Here is a 17780-nt window from a genome sequence, read left to right as displayed (position 1 = left end):
GAAAAAAAGAAGCATCCTTCAGCCGAGCAATCGGCTGACAGGCTGCTTCTTTTCTATGCTCCCTACTTCTAATATGTTCGATGCCGCATGGACACCACCCTCCTGCACGAGGCGGTATGCCCGCGCGACCTCCTGCTCCGTCGGGCTCGGAACTCCCTCCAGCGGATATTCTCGTCCGAGCTGCTGCCACTTGTACACGCCCATTCGGTGATAGGGCAAAATCTCAAACTTCTCAACCGATTGAAGCCCGCTAATATAAGCGCCAAGCGCGCGCAAATCGTCGCCGCCATCAGTCACCTGCGGAATGAGCACATGCCGAATCCATACCGGCTGCTTCCATGAGCTCAAAGCAGCTGCGAAACGCAAAATCCGCTCATTTGGACGGCTAGTCAACTGCTCGTGCTTGGCGGAATCGATCATTTTCAAATCCAACAGCACCAAATCGGTAACCGCCATAAGCGGCTCGGCGTGATTCGGTTCGCAAAAACCGGAGGAATCAAGCGTCGTATGCAGTCCCCAGCGCTGCTTGCACGCTTTGAACAGCTCGGTTACGAAGGGCGCTTGCAGCGTCGGCTCCCCGCCCGTAACCGTAATGCCGCCGCCGGAGCGGCGGTAATACGGCACATAAGGCTCTATTTCCTGCAAAATATCGTCGATCGTCACCTGTTTTCCCGCTCCAGTATCCCACGTATCCGGGTTGTGGCAAAACTGGCATTGCAATGCGCAGCCCTGCATAAAAAGCACGAAACGAATGCCCGGTCCATCGACGGTTCCAAACGTATCAAAGGAATGGATTCTGCCTAACATGCTTAGGGCCTCCTTTCTATACTGCGCCGTGGAACGTACGGTTTATGACATCGAGCTGCTGCTCGCGGGTCAGCTTAATAAAGTTGACGGCATAGCCCGATACGCGAATCGTCAGCTGCGGATAATTTTCCGGATGCTCCATCGCATCAAGCAGCTGCTCCCGTTCAAACACATTAACGTTCAAATGATGGCCGGAGCTATCCGCATAACCGTCGAGCAGCGACACCAGATTGTTAATGCGCGTCTGCGGCTCCTTGCCGAGCGCCTTCGGAATGATCGAGAACGTATTGGAAATGCCATCGAGACAATCCTCGTATGGAATTTTGGCTACGGATGCGAGTGAGGCAAGCGCGCCCTTGCGGTCTCTGCCATGCATCGGATTTGCGCCGGGGGCAAAAGGCTCTCCGGCTTTTCTGCCGTCCGGCGTGCTGCCCGTTTTCTTCCCATACACGACGTTTGATGTAATTGTCAGCACCGACATCGTTGGCAATGCGCCGCGGTAAGTGCGATGCTTGCGCAGCTTATTCATAAACGTTTCGGTCAGCTGCACGGCGATCCGGTCTACCCGCTCGTCATTGTTGCCGTACATCGGGTATTCGCCCTGAATGTCAAAATCGACAACGATGCCATTTTCATTGCGAATCGGTATAACAACCGCATGCTTGATTGCGCTCAAGCTGTCCGCCACAACTGACAAGCCCGCAATGCCGCATGCCATCGTACGTAAAATCTCGCGGTCATGCAGCGCCATTTCCAGCCGCTCATAGGCATATTTATCATGCATGTAATGGATTATGTTCAGCGTGTTCATGTAGAGTCCCGCCAGCCATTCCAGCATGGCGTCATATTTGCCCATCACCTCTTTATAATCGAGGCGCAGATCGCTCGTTATCGGGGCAAATGCCGGCCCAACCTGCGCTCCGGAAACCTCATCCACGCCGCCATTGATGGCATAGAGCAGCGCCTTTGCCAAATTCGCCCGCGCTCCGAAAAATTGCATCTGCTTGCCGATTCGCATCGCAGAGACGCAGCAGGCAATACCGTAATCATCGCCGAACTGCGGGCGCATAATATCATCATTTTCATATTGAATCGAGCTCGTTTCAATCGACACCTTGGCGCAATATTTTTTGAACGCTTCCGGCAGGCTTGCTGACCACAGCACGGTCAAATTCGGCTCCGGTGCCGGCCCTAAATTATATAGGGTATGAAGAATACGGAAGGAGCTGCGCGTCACCCTAGTCTGGCCATTCACCGCCATGCCGCCAATCGACTCTGTCACCCAGGTCGGGTCACCGCTGAACAACTCATTATAGTCTGGCGTCCGCAAAAACTTCACGATCCGCAGCTTCATGACAAAATGATCCATCAGCTCCTGTGCCTGCTCCTCCGTCAGCCTTCCTTCCAGCCGATCGCGCTCGATATAAATATCGAGAAAGCTGGAGACGCGCCCAAGGCTCATCGCCGCGCCATTCTGCTCCTTAATCGCCCCCAGATAAGCAAAGTACAGCCATTGGAACGCTTCCTTCGCCGTAGCTGCTGGACGGGAGATGTTGCAGCCGTAGGCAAGGCTCATCTGCTTAAGCTCCTGCAGTGAACGGATTTGCTCGGATATTTCCTCCCGGTCGCGAATCGCATCCTCCGTCATCGTGCCTGTTTCCAGCAGCAGCAGCTCCTGCTTCTTACCGGCAATGAGACGATCCGCCCCATATAAGGCTACCCGGCGGTAATCGCCAATGATTCTGCCGCGTCCGTAAGCATCCGGCAGCCCTGTAATAATGCCCGCTTTGCGCGCCGCCCGCATCTCTGATGTATAGGCGTCGAATACGCCTTGGTTATGGGTTTTGCGAACCTCGGTAAACATTTTGACCATTTCGGCGGGCAGCTCGAAGCCGTAGGCCTCGCAAGCATCTACGACCATTTTGATGCCGCCGAATGGCTGAATGGAGCGCTTCAATGGCGCGTCGGTTTGCAGCCCGACAATCTGTTCCTTCTTCTGGTCAATGTAGCCGGGCGCATGGGCGGTAATGCTGGAAACCGTATGCAGGTCAATATCCAGCACACCACCGTTTGCCCGCTCCTGCTTGACGAGCTGCTGGATTTTTTGCCAAAGCTCGACAGTAGCCTCGGTGGCTCCCGCCAAAAATTCCTCATTGCCAGTATAAGGCTGAATGTTATGATCCAGAAAATCCTTTACATCAATGCGTTCCTGCCACTTGCCTGCTGCAAAGCCCCGCCAAGCGCCCGCAGATTCTGCCACTTTAATGCGATCGGTTTGATTGACAGCCATCTTCTCCGCCTCCCATATCCTTTATAGCTTCAGTATAAAACCAGGTTCTTTTTTAAAATGTGAATATTATCACAATCTATAAAATAAATAATGATTTTCCAGCCGGATATGCTCCAGCAGCTTCGCTTCCAGCTGCTTCAGCCTTGTGTACGTATAAGCAAAAGCCTCACACGCATCATCCGGCAGCACATAATGTGCCGAAGCCAACCTAAGATGCAGCAGCATATTGCCGATACGCCTATGGTCGCCTTCAAGCTTCTCGACCATTTGCTTCGCCTGCCTGAACGCGGTAGCGGAATGTTGCCGCTCGTATTTCAGAATGAGCGGGAAAAAGCATTCCTCCTCGTCGATCAAATGCTGCTCCAGCAAAACCTTTAAAGCATGGAAGCGCTGCTGCAGCTCAATCAGCTGGCGATGCTGGCTGCCATGAACGCTCGTAATAAGCGTGGTCAGTTCGTGCAGCAACGGCAGCTCGGCTCTGAGAAACAGATGATAGCCGAACATAAGCTGGCGCACCATCCCGGCCATCGACTGCTTGCTCCAGTCTGCCGGCTTCAGCTTCTCGGGCTGAATGCCGACATCCTGCTGCTCCTTCTGCTCCAAAAGCGCTTGCAGCAGATGATTGCCGCTGCAGCAAGCACACTCGCCAAAACTCTTCTTGCCTTGACCGCCTTCCTTGTTAAGCGTTGCCGTATTCATAGATAAACCTCCTTTATTCGCTTAAAATACGAGCTTCTATCGTTCCCGTGCCAGCTGGCCCGCTTGCTCCAGCGTTAGCCCCAGTTGTACGTCCTCGCCTTCTATCTTCAAAGGATAAGTTGGCACCATGCCAGTATCAGGCGCCTGCACCTGCCCGGTATCCAGTGCAATCTTCCAATCGTATAGCGGGTCCAGCACAAAATGTCCCGATACCATGCCTTCCGCGAGTGGGCCTCCCCTGCGATGAGGACTGCGATTGTCCAGTGCATACAAGGTGCCGTCCGTTGTACGAAACACGGCAATCTCCTTCTCGTTCAAGCGGATGACCCGCCCCATCCGTTCGCGAAAATCTTCAAGCGTGCCGATTTTAATAAAGGTCAAATCCTTGTTTACCTGTGTAGTCATTTGACTGCTCCTCTCCTATTTCATTTGAATCGCTTCGAACAAATAGCTGCTTTCCTGCTGCTCCTCAAGCGCTGTGCTCCAAGGCTCCTTAAGCTCGGCCAGCACGGCAAGAATATCCTGATACAGCTCGCGGCGGCGGTCTATATTGTCAACGACTTCCGCTTTTATCGCCTCTATGCCGATGCGCTCCACCCACTCCGAGGTGCGCTCCAAGTAATTCGCCGTCAGCCGATAATATTGGGTAAAAGCGCCCACCATCTGCACAAGCTCTTCATCCGTTTTCACTTTGCACAGCAGCTCGGCGATGCGCGGCTTGATTCCGCCATTGCCGCCAACGAACATTTCCCAGCCACCGTCATTGCCGACGATGCCGATATCCTTCGTACACGACTCGGCGCAGTTGCGCGGACAGCCGTTCACGGCCATTTTGAACTTGGCGGGCATATCGATCCGCTCGAACGTTTTTTCCAGCCGAATGCCCATGCCGATCGAATCCTGTGTACCGAAGCGGCAAAATTGCTGGCCGACGCAGGTTTTCACCGTGCGCAGCGCCTTCGCATACGCATAGCCCGAAGGCATATCCAGCTCTTTCCACACGAGTGGCAAATCCTCTTTCGCAACCCCAATTAAATCAAGCCGCTGGCCTCCGGTTACTTTGACCATTTTCACCTCATATTTCACAGCAACATCAGCAATTTTCTTCAAATCCTCCGGCGTCGTCACGCCGCCGTACATCCGCGGCACGACGGTGTAGGTGCCATCCTTCTGAATGTTGGCGTTCATCCGCTCATTGACAAAGCGCGAATCCTTCTCGTCCTCATGCTCTTGCGGCCACAGCATGCCCAAGTAATAATTGACCGCTGGACGGCATTTCGAGCAGCCCTCCGAATGATGCCACTCTAGTACATGCATGACCTCTTTCACAGTCGTCAAATGCTTCTCTTTTATAGCAGCTACGATCTCATCGCGGCTCAGGTCGGTGCAGCCACAAATGCCAGTCTTGGTTTTCTGCCCAGCATATTCGTCTCCTAGCACATATTGCAGCAAATGGCTAACCGTCGGCACACAGCCGCCGCACGAACGCCCAGCCCCAGTGCATGCCTTCACCTCGTCGACCGTGGTGAGCGAGTTGTCCTTAATCGCCTTTACGATGCTCCCCTTCGATACGCCGTTGCAGCCGCATACGATTTCATCGTCGGCCATTTGCGCTACGCGATCAGCAGCTGACAGCGCAGTGCCGGCCGTTCCCATCAGCTCCGCATAAATAGCGTCCGTCATCGCCGCCCCTTCGCGCACCCATTGCTGAATCCGGCTCGAATCGCTGACATCGCCATAAAGCACACCGCCAACGATTGTATTGTCCTTAAGCAGCAGCTTCTTATATTGCTTTTTCCAGTCATCCTGCTTGCGAATAACCGTCAGCTCTGGCTGATCCAAGAATACGCCAGTCGAAAATACATCGACGCCCGAAATTTTCAGCTTCGTCGACAATTGCGTCCCCTCGTAAGGCTTCGTTTGCACGCCGCATAGCTGCTTCGCGAGTACGGCCCCCTGCTCAAACAGCGGGGCAACCAAGCCATAGCAAACGCCGCGGTGCTCGGCGCATTCGCCAACAGCGTATACGCCTTCCGCCGACGTTTGCATGTAATCATCGACGACGATGCCTCGCTTCACTTCAATGCCGCTCGCGCTAGCCAAAGCCGTATTAGGCCGTATGCCCGCTGCCATAACGATAAAATCCGACTCCAGCTTCGTTCCATCGCTGAAAGCGAGCCCCTCTACGCGCTCTCTGCCAAAAATTTCCGCCGTCTGCTTTTCCATAAGGAAATGCAGTCCCTGCCGTTCCAGCTCCGCCTTCAGCATCGCCGAAGCGCTCGGGTCAAGCTGGCGCTCCATTAAATCCGCCATCAAATGGATGACCGTCACATTCATGCCCAAATTGAGCAAGCCCTTGGCCGCTTCCAGTCCGAGCAGCCCGCCGCCAATAACGGCCGCATTGCGATATTGCTTCGCGGTCTCCAGCATGACGCTGCAATCCGCAATGTCACGGAAGCCTACGACACCCTGCTTTTGATGCCCGGGAACGGGCAGTATAATGGGATTCGAGCCTGTAGCAATAATTAGTCGGTCATAGGATGCAGTCAGCCCATTGTCCGCAAACACGATTTTTTGCCGCGTATCAATAGATGTTATCGTCGTTCCCGTATGCAGCGTAATCTGATGCTCCTCGTACCAGGCCCAGCTGTTCAAAATAATATCGTCTATCGTTTTACTGCCTTCCAAAACATAAGAAAGCATAATCCGGTTATAGTTTGGATGCGGCTCGCTGCCGAATACCGTGATGTCATATTGCTCTGGTGACAGCTTGAGGATATGCTCCAGCGTGTTTACTCCCGCCATCCCATTGCCAATCAGCACAAGCTTTTGCCGTATTGCTCCCATCGTAAACGCCTCCCTGTAAAGCTTTCATCGTTCTTACCATCAGTATAAACAACAATGAGCGGGAGTTATGTGATATTTTTCACAAAATGAACGATTATTATAAAAATAGCCCCTCGCCGCCATTGTTTATAGCGAAAGGGGCTATCCTATGTTTTCATGCGCCTTTTGGCTGGCCGGGGCTGGCCGCCGAATCCGTGCCTACAAGCGGATTAACGCGCCGCGCTCATCAGCCGAGCGAAGCTCTGCCTCAATAATTTCCAGCGTGCCTACAGCACTTTCCGGCGTACAGACGGATACGGGCGTACCTGCGTTCACCGATTCAAGGAAATATTTGATTTGGCGGTAATAGCCCATGTCCGGCGATAGATCAGCTACAAAGCCCGGCTCATTGTTGGGATTCACTTTAACCTGTCCGTTCTCAAACAGCAGATTGCCGCCTTCAAAATTGACGCGATACGTCATCGCAAAGCCGAAATCGCCTTCAAGCGTCCAGTCGGCTTGCGCATTCAGCACTTTCCCGTCCGGGTAGACGTAATTTGTCGATACCGTATCGTAGCCGCTGCCTGGAATGACGTTGCGAGCGAGCGTCGATACTTGCTCCGGCTTGCCAAATAGCCAGTGAATAATGTCGGTATCATGAATATGCATATCCAGTACAGCCCCGCCGCTCTTGCTGCCGTCGAGGAACCAGCCTTTAGGGGCGGCGGAGCCTCTGAAGAAATAACCGCCCGTTACCGCGCCAAAACGGCCATCGTCCACAACGGATTTCAAATATTCATAGGCTGGCCAGAAGCGCAAGCATTGGCCAATCATCAGCGTTTTGCCTGTGCGCTCAGCTGCTTGCGCCATTTTCCAGCCATCAGCGGAATTTCCGGCTACCGGCTTCTCGCAGAGCACATGCAGCCCCTTTTCCAGCAGCGAGCAGGTCAGCTCGGCATGCAAATAAGTCGGCAGCGTAATGTCGATGATGTCGAGTTCCTCGTTTTCGAGCATTTTCTCAATGCTGTCATACAGGTTGTACGGCGATAGATCATAAACCTCTTGGCCCGTCGCCATATTGCCGGAAGCTTTGCCATTTTTCAATTCCTCAATCATCAGATCGCAAATCGCTGCCAATTGCACTGGCGCGCCCTCTTCTGTAAGACGAACATAGTTGTCGAAATGCATGCGTCCCATAAAACCGAAACCGATAAGACCTACTTTTAACATCGTGAATCCCCCTTATCAAATAAAAGCTTTTGGCGAAATGAGTTAGCCGTTTCCACGGCCCAAAATCGCGTCCATCGCTTTGGAAGTATTGAAAATAATTTGCTCCGCATGATGCGTGTACGGCGGAATCATTTCGGCCGTGACGTAATTGTCATAGCCAATCGCATGCAGTGCCTCCATGACAGCTGGATAGTTTACATCGCCTGCAAGCAGGTCGACAAAGCCATGCAGCCCGCCCGCTTGGCGACGGTAATCCTTGAAATGAACCTTCTTGATCCGATTGCCCAAAATGCGTACCCACTGCTCTGGATAACCGTTTTGCACGACGTTTCCTACATCGAAATAGGAGCCTACGTAGCTGGAGCCAAATGAGTCAATAAACCCGCGCAGCTCAAGCGGCGACAGCAGAAATTTATTCCATACATTTTCAATGCCAATCGATACGTTCGCGCTTTGCGCAAAAGGAACGAGCTTCGCAATCGACTCTTGGGCACGGTTATACGCATATTCGTAATCTGTTACTTCGCTGCCGGGAATAAAATCAACGCCCACCGCGCCTGGGATGACCAAAATCGTATCGACGCCAAACGCCGCTGCAAGCTCCAGCTGTTTTTTACATACATCCATTGCTTTGCTTTGCGTCTCCGGGTTCGCGCTCGTCATCGCATAATCCCAATACAGCCCCGTTGCTAGGCCCGCGATTTCCAGCTCCGCTTCCTCTAGACGCGCCTTGATGTCGCGAATTTCCTGATCCGTTGCCGCGAGGCTCAGCTCGCCTGTGCCGTTAAGCGACAGCTCGATGCCGTCGAAGCCGGCTTTTTTCGCCGTTTGAATGCAGCTTGCGATGGTGGTATTGCTGTTGAATGACCAAATATTAATCCCTTTTTTCATTTGAGAAACCTCCTGTTAATTGAATTGGATTAAAAGATGGGTGAACAAGGATCGGCGCTGCGTAAAAGATTTGGTTTTCGATCGCTGTTGCCTTTTGATTTCCTGAACAATAAATGCTTTAGCGGTGGAAATCAAAAGACAAAGGCGAACGCTTCGCTTCTCAAATCCAAACCTTTTACTCCGCTTGCCTTATTCACCCAACTTTTAAGAAGCTTTAATTAAAAATGAGCTTGCCGAAATGCTGCGGCAGATGGAAGTTTACTGCACCAGTCGGTCGCCACGCCTGGTATTCACGTGTGCCCCGCACATCTTGATCGATGCGGTAAAGATTAATATGAAAAACTAAACCAGGGGCGAAAGGACGCTGGAAATTGGATGCTGGAATATCAATGAAATAGAGCACATTTCCTTGATCGTCTGATTGCACCGACGTTTGGAGGCCGGAAAACTGCCACATCAGATCAGAGGAGCTGATGCCGCCTGAGCCGTCATTTTCGATGATGGCATCAAATACGACGTTATTAGGGCTAACCTCCAGCTCCATATAACGCCGACCCTCTCCCTCCTCGTCAATAAAAACCTCGACAACATCCTGCTCATAAAGCGGCTCGTCCCGCTGCGTAAACTCGGATACGATATGCAAATCCCTGCATGCGAAACGGATATGCAAATGCTTCGAACTCCAGCCTATCCTCACCTCCGTCCGCTCCCTTGGCGGCGCACCCGTTACTGTATCTACCAGCTCCAACGCCTCACAACAGCCCCAATCCAGCGAGGCGGATGAAGCGCCAGACATAGCGGGCACAAGCCGCTTGCAAATGTAGCTGCCGCCAATGGCAGCTATAGCGGAATCCATCAGCTTCATGCTCCTTTTTTAGCAAAATCCGTTATGTTGAAGCCCTTTAGCAAACATGTGATAATACAACTATAATAGCCGATTTAATCGGATTTTTATTTAGTCGAAAAAGAGATTATTTGCACAAATCCGTTTTATTGCACAGACAAATATAGGAAAGGCGGTTGACTCTGTGAACAACCTTGCTGCATGCTACCCACTACAAAGGATAGCTCCTTTTCGGGAATGGTCGCCGAGCGTCCATTACGCCCAATTCCAAAGCCTGCCGCCGGGCGCTATGCCGCGACGAAGGCTGTATGATTTTGAGCTGCTGTATGTGACCCATGGAGAAGCAGCGACCCATATGCAAGGGCAGCGCTACACGCTTACAGCGGGCCAGCTTATTTTTTTGCCCTCGGGCGTCTATCACCAAAATGAGATTATATCGACTCCTGAAGCGAGGTTTCTCGGCATACACTTTGATTTTTTCGATGAGCTGGACGTTCAGACCGAGGCGGATATGGTCGTTTATACTGAGGAGGCTCAAGCAGATAAATTTGCGGTGGAAGCCTGCGCAGAGCAGCTCGCTCCTTTATCGGCAAGCATCGTCTATACGCCTTCCCTCGTATGCGTCCAGCTTATGGAGCAGCTCGTGCACGAGTTTACGATGCGCCCGCCCGGCTATGAGCTCGTCTGCAAAGCATATATGCTGCAAATTCTCACCCATCTGCTGCGCTCCTCCTTTTCAAGCTCCGTTGCGCAGGGTTCTGTCCATGGGGACAAGCTGCTGGAGGTCATGAAGCAAATGGAAGAAGCACCCGCGGAGCGGTGGACGAATACAAGCCTTGCGAAACGGCTGAATTTGAGCGTCGACCATATGGCGAAGCTGTTTAAGCAAATTGCGGGTATGCCGCCGAGCGAATTCGTCCAATCGATCCGTCATCGGGAAGCAAGAAGGCTGCTGCGTGAATCCGGGCTATCGATTGAAAGCATCGGCGTAAGTGTTGGATATCCCGATATCCATTATTTCAGCCGTATTTTCCGCCGCCATGAAGGCATCTCTCCGCGCGAATACCGCAAGCTGTCGAATATTTTATAAGCCGCAACCCCGTAACAAGCAAACAAAAAAGAGGACGCCTGATTTACATCAGAAGTCCTCTCATCGTTGCTATTGCGGGTCCAAAAAGCTTGACTATAGGTGCTTACGAAGCCGTGTTATGGGGTTACATGTGTAAGCTTGCTGCTGGTGGAATGGCGGAGCAGGCAGCGATAAGGGATGACCATTTTGACGGCGATTTCATATTGATTATCCAAATAATCGACCAGCAGCTTGACTGCGAACATGCCCATCTCCAGCTTGGGCACATGAATGGTCGAAAGCGGCGGCGAAGTAAATTCGGATATTTCAATGTTATCGACGCCAAAAAAAGCAATGTCATCGGGAATTTTCAGCTCGCGCTCCGTCGCGGCACGCATCGCCGCAATGGCCATCATGTCACTGGCGGCAAAAATAGCCGTCGGCCGCTGCGCATTGTTCGCAAAAGCCTGCTTCGTCAGCTCGTAGCTGAGCGCCACATCCCATTTGACATTAATGACCCATTCATCGTCAATCGGCAAGCCCGCTTCCTTCAAGGCGCTTTGATAACCGAGAAAACGTTTTTCCGCACGGAAGTCGTCCTTGTATTCCGAGCCGCCAATATAAGCGATATGGCGATGGCCCTGCTCGATAAGATGGTTCACAGCTTCCTTCGCAGCCGCCTCCCGGTCATAGCTGACCACGGGAACCTCCCGATCAGCAATATCGACGCCGACGACCGCCCTGACATTCGCTTTAATCCAGCGGTACGCTTCAGGATCAATGCGCTCTACGACGAGCATGCCGTCGATTTGATGCTCCTTCACCAGCGCTTGCAGCTGCTCGGTATCGGTTTCCTTCTCAATGCTGTATACGAATTCGAGGCGCATGCCCGAGGCGGCAAGCTCCTTCTCTATCCCTTCCAATATGACGGAAAAATACGGGTTGTTGTATTTGTTTTGCGGGATTGCGACTACGCAGCCAATTCTATAGGCTGTTTTGGCTTCTGCCTTTTTCTTCTTTGCCGGTCGAAGCGTGCGATAGCCAAGCTGCTCGGCGGTTTCCCAAATTTTTTTACGGGTCTCGTCGCTAACGGAGCGATTGGCATCGTTTTTCATTACGCGTGAAACCGTCGAGATGGATACGCCAACGCGATCCGCTATATCTTTCAGTTTAGCCATTCCTGATTCCTCTCTTCTCCCAAGCAATAGATATAAGCCCAACTATAATTGGGGCAAATTTTATTTGACTAGCAATAATTTGCGGCAAATATAATTTTATAGTCCAGCCCCGGGGAAGTCAAGGAAATCGCCGCTTCTGAGCAGCAAAAAAAACACCAGGGAAGCTTGCTTTCCCTGGCGTTTTTTGCGTCTTTTTAACCGTTTGCCTGCTTAAGCTCTTCCGTTACTCGTCTGCACCAATATTAACGGCCGCCCCCTGTACACGCGGCTGGCCATCCATATCCAGTAAACCGATAATTGCGGCATCTGTATCGCCAGCATCAATAGCTGGAGACGTCGCTTGCAGATGGAAATCATTCAATGAGACATTTACGAACTTAGGATCAACAAATAAGGAATGCGAATCGTTGCCGGAATTGGCTTTGTAGGCAGCGTAGCCGTCATACTCGACATTTTTCCAAACCCAGTAGGCATCCGAGCTGCCGCCTGGCGTGAAATACAAATTGTAATCGACGATATTGCCGGAGTTTTGCGTATATTCGTTATAGATGAGGACGCCTGACGAGCTGGCCACCATAATGTTATTTTTAATAATGTTATTTTTCGTATCGAATTGAACGTAAAGCTGGCCGCTGCCATCGCCGAGGGTATCGTTTTTGTACAGCGTATTGTTGACGATTTTGCTGTCTGTCGTGGAGCCCCGCTGCTTATCGTAGCCGCCCATTGCAATACCGGTTAGACGGTTGTTGTAAATGATATTGCTGCGAACGGTAATATTGCTCGTTGATTTGCCTTTATGCTCGGAAGCAATTTCGATGCCAATATCGTTGTTATAGCTGTAGTTTTGCTCAATGATGCTGTCTTTGCCGCCATCGACATAAATGCCGTCAGCTGCGTTGCTGTTGTTTGGCAGCTTCTTGCCGTAAGAAGGATTGTTATTTGACGTAATATTGTAAACTCTGTTGCCCTTCACAAGACCATTACGCGCTTGATCATAAGTGGTGCTTGGGGCTGTGCCTTCAAAGCCAATGAGATCAATGCCGATATTATCATTATCATGGATCAGGTTGTTCGTGACCGAGAACGTATCCACATTGCCATTGAGCACTAGCGATTCGCTGGAGCCCAGCACCAGATTGTACAGCTCATTGCCGTCAATCGTCAGATTGTTCAGCGAAGCCGGCGATTTCGTCCCGTATACGGCAATGCCATGGGCATCGCGGCCCAGCAAATCGCTGCCTGTCGGCGTCGAAGTATTTTTAATATCATGAATTTTATTGTTCAGTAGGCTAATATGGCTTCCAGCACCGCGGATATTAATGCCGATAGGCACTACATTGTTCGACGTCGTTGTGAAATTGCGAATCTCAAAGCCTTTGATCGTAATATAGCTGACGTCGCTTAAATTCACGATGCCCTCGGAGCCGCTTACGGAAAGTCCTGTCCCATCAATAATAGCAGCCTCTGCATTGTAATTGGTAAAAACGATGGGGCCTGCCGCAGCAGAGCCGGAACGGGTTATTTTCAGCTTCTGGTTGTAAACGCCGCCGCGAACATGAACCGTACTTCCAGCCGGCACAACGTCAGCTGCATATTGCAGCGTTTTCCATGGCGCGGTGATCGTACCGGCGTTGGAATCATTGCCTGTTGTTGCGACATAATAGTCGGCTCCTGCCGCCGAAACGCCCGGTCCTTGAATGCCGATCACAAACAAGGTGAATACCGCCATACTGAGCATGACTTTTACAAATTTTTGAATTTTCAACACGAACGATCATCTCCTTAAATAAGTTTGACTTGCATCGAAGCCATTATGCCGCGCTCAGCTGTCTATGTAAGGTCGATCCTACCACCTCCTTCAACTGCCGAGATCCGCTATTAGGCCAACGCTTCAGTCTGCATCTGTTCGACGGCTTCCTTCGTCGGCAAATTCCCTGTTCCGCCTACACCGAGCGTAGACAATGCGCCGCACGCGTTCGCATATCGCAGCAGCTCTTCGCCTCTGGAGCCGTTCAAATACGCTGTAATTAGGCCCGCATTGAAGCAATCACCAGCTCCTGTCGTATCGATAGGCGATACGCGGTAAGGCTCCGCCGCAACTACAAGTCCATCTGGCGTACGAAGCATTGCGCCTTTGGAGCCTCGCTTAATCACAACGGTGCCTGCGGCTGCCGGCAGCTTGCCTATCGCTTCACTAAGGCTGGATGAAGCGAAAATATGCAGCGCCTCCTCCTCGCTAGGAATAAATAAGTCCGTATAAGCAAGCAGCCCGCTTATGCCCTCGCAGTCCCATTCATTGCGTACGTCCCATCCCGTATCGAACGAGGTGCTGACTCCCAGCTTGCGCAGCTGCTGGAACAGCGTTTTCCAATGCGGTCGCATATTATCCTGCAAATAATAGGAGCCGAAATGCAAATGATCTGCCTGCCGCAGCAGCGATTCGGAAATATAAGCTGGCGTTAGCAAGGGAATGCTTCCCGGATAAGTGACCAGCCCGCGATCGGAAGGAGTGGAAAAGGACAAGGTAACACCTGTCTTGACAGCTGCCAACCGGGTTACATTCGCTATATCCACTCCCATTCGCTCAAGCTCGGCGATGGCGAATGTGCCAAAATCGTCGGCGCCTACAACGCTGACGAAACGAACATCGGCGCCAAGGCTCGCTAAGGCGCACGCTGTAATCGCCGAGGAGGAGCCCAGCACCACATCGAACGTATCGATCATTTTTTCCCTATTCCATTCCGGCACTACATCTTCACCCGATAATATGATATCGACATTCAGCTCTCCGGCGATAACAACAATTGGCTTATTTTTTCCAGCAGGCATTATTTCAGCACCAGGATAAAGTCCCGCTCCGCTTCATAAAGCTCCTCGAACATGTCGCCAATTTCAGCAAGCGAGCAGACGGCGGCCGATAGCGGATCGACCATCAGCGCATGGCGCGCCATTTCCTTATCCTTGTTCATTACGGCGCCAACAGCTAACTCGAAGAAAGCCATATTCGAGCGGCATAACGCGGCCAGATGCTCAGGCAGGCTGCCGAAATGGCACGCATGAATGCCATTGCGATCGACCATGCAAGCGACTTCGACAACGCCCGTTTGCGGAAGGTTTGAAATTAAGCCGTTATTGGGCACATTGCCGTAAATGACCTTTGGTTCATTTTTCACCATAGCTTCGATAATAATGGCTGCGTATTCCTGGCTGGACTGAAGCTCCAAAGGAAGCGTCCCCTCCAGCTGCTGTGTAATTTTCTCGTCGTTCTCCTGACGCCAAATCGGCCAATTATCGGCATAATAGCCCGTTGCGCCATTGTAGCCGGAGCTGCAATGTAGATCGATTAAGCTTTGCCGTTTACGGTAATAGGGGATATATTCTGAAAAATGGCCGCTCGATTCGGATACAAAAGCGCCCAAATATTGCATTGCGTCAAAGCGGACGGGATCTTTTTTCAGCAAATCGGCATTTTGAATGCGTTCCTTCAGCACAGGATACAAATCCTTGCCTTCATGCGTCAATTCCACGAACCACGACATATGATTGATGCCCCCGGCTCTCCACTGCATTTCCTCATAAGGCACTCCGGCGTATTTAGCGAGCTGGCGCGACGTATTTTGAATCGAATGGCATAGTCCAACAACAGGAATTTCCGTCAATCGCGACGTAAGCAGCGTCACTGCCGACATCGGATTCGTATAGTTAAGAATGATGCAGTCCGGGCATAAATCCTCAATATCGCGCAAAATGTCCATCCAGCTCGGCAGCGTGCGCAGCGTCTTGAACAAGCCGCCTGGGCCGAGCGTATCGCCAATGCATTGGTTAACGCCGTATTTCAATGGAATTTCATATTCATACCGGACCGTTTGCAGCCCGCCCACCTCGATTTGATTAATTACGAAGGCCGCGCCGCCAATCACTTCACGGCGATCTGTGGAAGCGATAACGTCCCAGCGCTTGCCGGACATTTCGATGATTTTCAGCACCAGCTTGCGTGCGATTTCCAGGCGGGCGGCATCGATATCGACCAGTGCAATCGTACCGCCTTCAAATTCAGGGATCAAAAGAATATCCATCGCCAGCTCCTGGGTAAAGGCGCTGCCCGCCCCGATAATTGCTATTTTCGTCATTTGTATGCTCCTCGTCTGTTTATTTCATGCCCGTCATGGTCAGGCCTTTAATGAACTGCTTCTGGAAAATCAAAAACACAATAATAACCGGAATGGTAATCAGCACTGCCGCCGACATGACAACATTGTAATTGACCATATGCGTCCCGTTAAAATAGACAAGCGCCAGCGGGACGGTCATTTTGCTCGTATCATTCAGCACAATGAGCGGCCACAGGTAGCTGTTCCAAGCATTCATAAAGGTAAAGATGCCGAGCGCAGACAGCATGGGCAAAATAAGCGGCGCTATGATGCGCACCATCAGCTTCAGCTCGCCAGCACCATCCATCCGTGCTGCATCCAGCAGCTCTTGTGGAATGTCTTCAATAAATTGCTTGGCCAGAAACACCCCGTAGGAGCTGACCAGATTGGGCAAAATAATCGCCATTAGGCTATTGATCAGCCCCAGCTTTGCGGTAATTAAATAAGTTGGAATCATAATGACCTGAAACGGAATCATCATCGTCGCCAATATGAGAATGAACAGCAGCTTTTTCCCCTTAAATTGATGTTTGGCAAAAATATACCCGGCCAACGCGCTCGTGAACAGCGTAGCTGCCGTAATGATGACGGACGTCAGTGCGCTATTGCGCAGCCATAGCAGGAAAGGTGCTTCCAGCAGCACCGTCTTGTAGCCATCCAAGCTTGCCTGCTGAGGAAAAAAACCGCTTGCACCCGACATAATTTCCATATTGCTCTTGAGCGATGACAGCACCATCCACAAATAGGGGAGCAGCATGACGCATGACGCGACTGCCAGCGCTGCCATAACGAAGCGATCAAACCAGCTGGTACGATGCGGCATGCCCGGCGCCTCCTCTCAATACTCCCATTGTGATCGTCCCCATTTCAGCTGCAATAACGTAATAAGCAAAATAATGACAAGAAAAAAAGTAGCCATCGCCGACGCATAGCCCATATTCGAATTCGAGAACGCTTGCTCGTAAATGTGCAGGGCCAGCACCCGCGTTTCATTAAACGGCTCGCCCTTGGTCATAATTTGAAACTGGGGAAACGCCTGAAAATAAGAGATGACCGTCGTAATCGAAACGAACAGCAGCGTCCGGCGTAGCAGCGGCAGCGTTACATGGCGGAATAAGTGCCAGCGGTTCGCCCCATCGAGAATAGCTGCTTCATAATACATATCCGGAATCGAATCCAGCCCCGCCATAAACAGGACGATATTGTAGCCGATATCTGCCCATAACGTCATGATAATGACCGACCACAGCGCATAATGTGGATCACTCAGCCACTGGATCGGGGCGATATGCAGTTGTCCGAGTATCATGTTGAATAAGCCGTTGTGATAGTTAAACATCGTGCTCCACACGATCGCCGTTCCAGCGAGCGGAGCAATCGTCGGCAGAAAAAACAGCGTCCGAAACAAATCCTTAAGCCAGCGAATTCGAATGCGCTGAATCGCTTTGGAAATAGCAATCGCCAGCAAAATGTTGAACAGGACCGCGACAGAAACGAATTTGACGGTCACCCAAAGTGATTTGAGAAAAATGGCGTCGCTCACCATGCGGATATAATTGTCCGCACCGACGAACAGCGCTTGGCCGCTGAGCGGATTGTATTTCAATACGGACAGGCCGAGGCTCCAGCCAATTGGAATAAAGGCGAATAATCCGAACAGCAGCAATACCGGCAGCAGGGAAAAAACAACGAATTTCCTCACGTTTTTGTAGCCGACAATCTGACCATCCGATTGAATTTTGCCACTTGTGCTTGTGCTAATGGCAGTACGATCGCTCATGCTTGAACACTCCAA

15 protein-coding genes are annotated in these 17780 nt (G+C 51.4%); 1 reads left to right on the top strand and 14 read right to left on the bottom strand.

Annotated elements, in window-relative coordinates; genetic code table 11:
- Positions 1-18: 18 nt before the first annotated feature.
- From pflA to ABEW34_RS25955, 8 genes are all read right to left on the bottom strand, one after another.
- Positions 19-807, bottom strand: a complete 789-nt coding sequence (gene pflA / locus ABEW34_RS25990) for a pyruvate formate-lyase-activating protein (protein ID WP_430162804.1) — start codon at positions 805-807, stop codon at positions 19-21.
- A 16-nt stretch (positions 808-823) separates the two neighbouring features.
- Positions 824-3097: a formate C-acetyltransferase gene (gene pflB, locus ABEW34_RS25985; RefSeq protein WP_430162801.1), complete on the bottom strand. Its 2274-nt coding sequence runs from the start codon at positions 3095-3097 to the stop codon at positions 824-826.
- A 69-nt stretch (positions 3098-3166) separates the two neighbouring features.
- Positions 3167-3796: a hemerythrin domain-containing protein gene (locus ABEW34_RS25980; RefSeq protein WP_430162798.1), complete on the bottom strand. Its 630-nt coding sequence runs from the start codon at positions 3794-3796 to the stop codon at positions 3167-3169.
- Positions 3797-3832: 36 nt separating this feature from the next.
- Positions 3833-4201 (bottom strand): nitrite reductase small subunit NirD, encoded by a 369-nt coding sequence (gene nirD, locus ABEW34_RS25975; protein WP_430162795.1) that lies wholly within the window; start codon positions 4199-4201, stop codon positions 3833-3835.
- A 15-nt stretch (positions 4202-4216) separates the two neighbouring features.
- Positions 4217-6643, bottom strand: coding sequence for a nitrite reductase large subunit NirB (gene nirB / locus ABEW34_RS25970; protein WP_430162793.1), 2427 nt, complete (start codon positions 6641-6643; stop codon positions 4217-4219).
- Positions 6644-6841: 198 nt separating this feature from the next.
- On the bottom strand, positions 6842-7852 hold the full coding sequence (locus tag ABEW34_RS25965) for a Gfo/Idh/MocA family protein (RefSeq protein ID WP_430162790.1): 1011 nt from the start codon (positions 7850-7852) through the stop codon (positions 6842-6844).
- Positions 7853-7894: 42 nt separating this feature from the next.
- Positions 7895-8743 carry a sugar phosphate isomerase/epimerase family protein gene (locus tag ABEW34_RS25960; RefSeq protein ID WP_430162787.1) on the bottom strand — a complete coding sequence of 283 codons (849 nt, stop codon included), beginning with the start codon at positions 8741-8743 and terminating at the stop codon, positions 7895-7897.
- 214 nt (positions 8744-8957) lie between these two features.
- Complete coding sequence (locus tag ABEW34_RS25955) at positions 8958-9599, bottom strand: carbohydrate-binding family 9-like protein (RefSeq protein ID WP_430162784.1); 642 nt, start codon at positions 9597-9599, stop codon at positions 8958-8960.
- Between the two features lie 172 nt (positions 9600-9771).
- On the opposite strand from ABEW34_RS25955, the gene ABEW34_RS25950 reads away from it, so the two are divergent.
- Positions 9772-10677, top strand: coding sequence for a helix-turn-helix domain-containing protein (locus ABEW34_RS25950; protein WP_430162781.1), 906 nt, complete (start codon positions 9772-9774; stop codon positions 10675-10677).
- 116 nt (positions 10678-10793) lie between these two features.
- Here the strand turns inward: ABEW34_RS25950 and ABEW34_RS25945 are convergent, their stop codons facing one another.
- From ABEW34_RS25945 to ABEW34_RS25920, 6 genes are all read right to left on the bottom strand, one after another.
- Positions 10794-11834 carry a LacI family DNA-binding transcriptional regulator gene (locus tag ABEW34_RS25945; protein WP_430162778.1) on the bottom strand — a complete coding sequence of 347 codons (1041 nt, stop codon included), beginning with the start codon at positions 11832-11834 and terminating at the stop codon, positions 10794-10796.
- 223 nt (positions 11835-12057) lie between these two features.
- Complete coding sequence (locus ABEW34_RS25940; RefSeq protein ID WP_430162776.1) at positions 12058-13602, bottom strand: right-handed parallel beta-helix repeat-containing protein; 1545 nt, start codon at positions 13600-13602, stop codon at positions 12058-12060.
- Between the two features lie 110 nt (positions 13603-13712).
- On the bottom strand, positions 13713-14663 hold the full coding sequence (locus tag ABEW34_RS25935; RefSeq protein WP_430162773.1) for a carbohydrate kinase family protein: 951 nt from the start codon (positions 14661-14663) through the stop codon (positions 13713-13715).
- Positions 14663-15964: an alpha-galactosidase gene (melA, locus tag ABEW34_RS25930; RefSeq protein ID WP_430162770.1), complete on the bottom strand. Its 1302-nt coding sequence runs from the start codon at positions 15962-15964 to the stop codon at positions 14663-14665. Before melA ends, ABEW34_RS25935 begins: the two co-directional genes overlap by 1 nt.
- Positions 15965-15983: 19 nt before the next feature.
- Complete coding sequence (locus ABEW34_RS25925; RefSeq protein WP_430162768.1) at positions 15984-16808, bottom strand: carbohydrate ABC transporter permease; 825 nt, start codon at positions 16806-16808, stop codon at positions 15984-15986.
- A 15-nt stretch (positions 16809-16823) separates the two neighbouring features.
- Positions 16824-17765: a carbohydrate ABC transporter permease gene (locus ABEW34_RS25920; RefSeq protein WP_430162764.1), complete on the bottom strand. Its 942-nt coding sequence runs from the start codon at positions 17763-17765 to the stop codon at positions 16824-16826.
- Positions 17766-17780: the final 15 nt, after the last annotated feature.

This window comes from Paenibacillus algorifonticola (genome assembly GCF_050481745.1).
Lineage (GTDB): Bacteria > Bacillota > Bacilli > Paenibacillales > Paenibacillaceae > Pristimantibacillus > Pristimantibacillus algorifonticola_A.
This window is presented reverse-complemented; position numbering and strand designations above follow the sequence as displayed.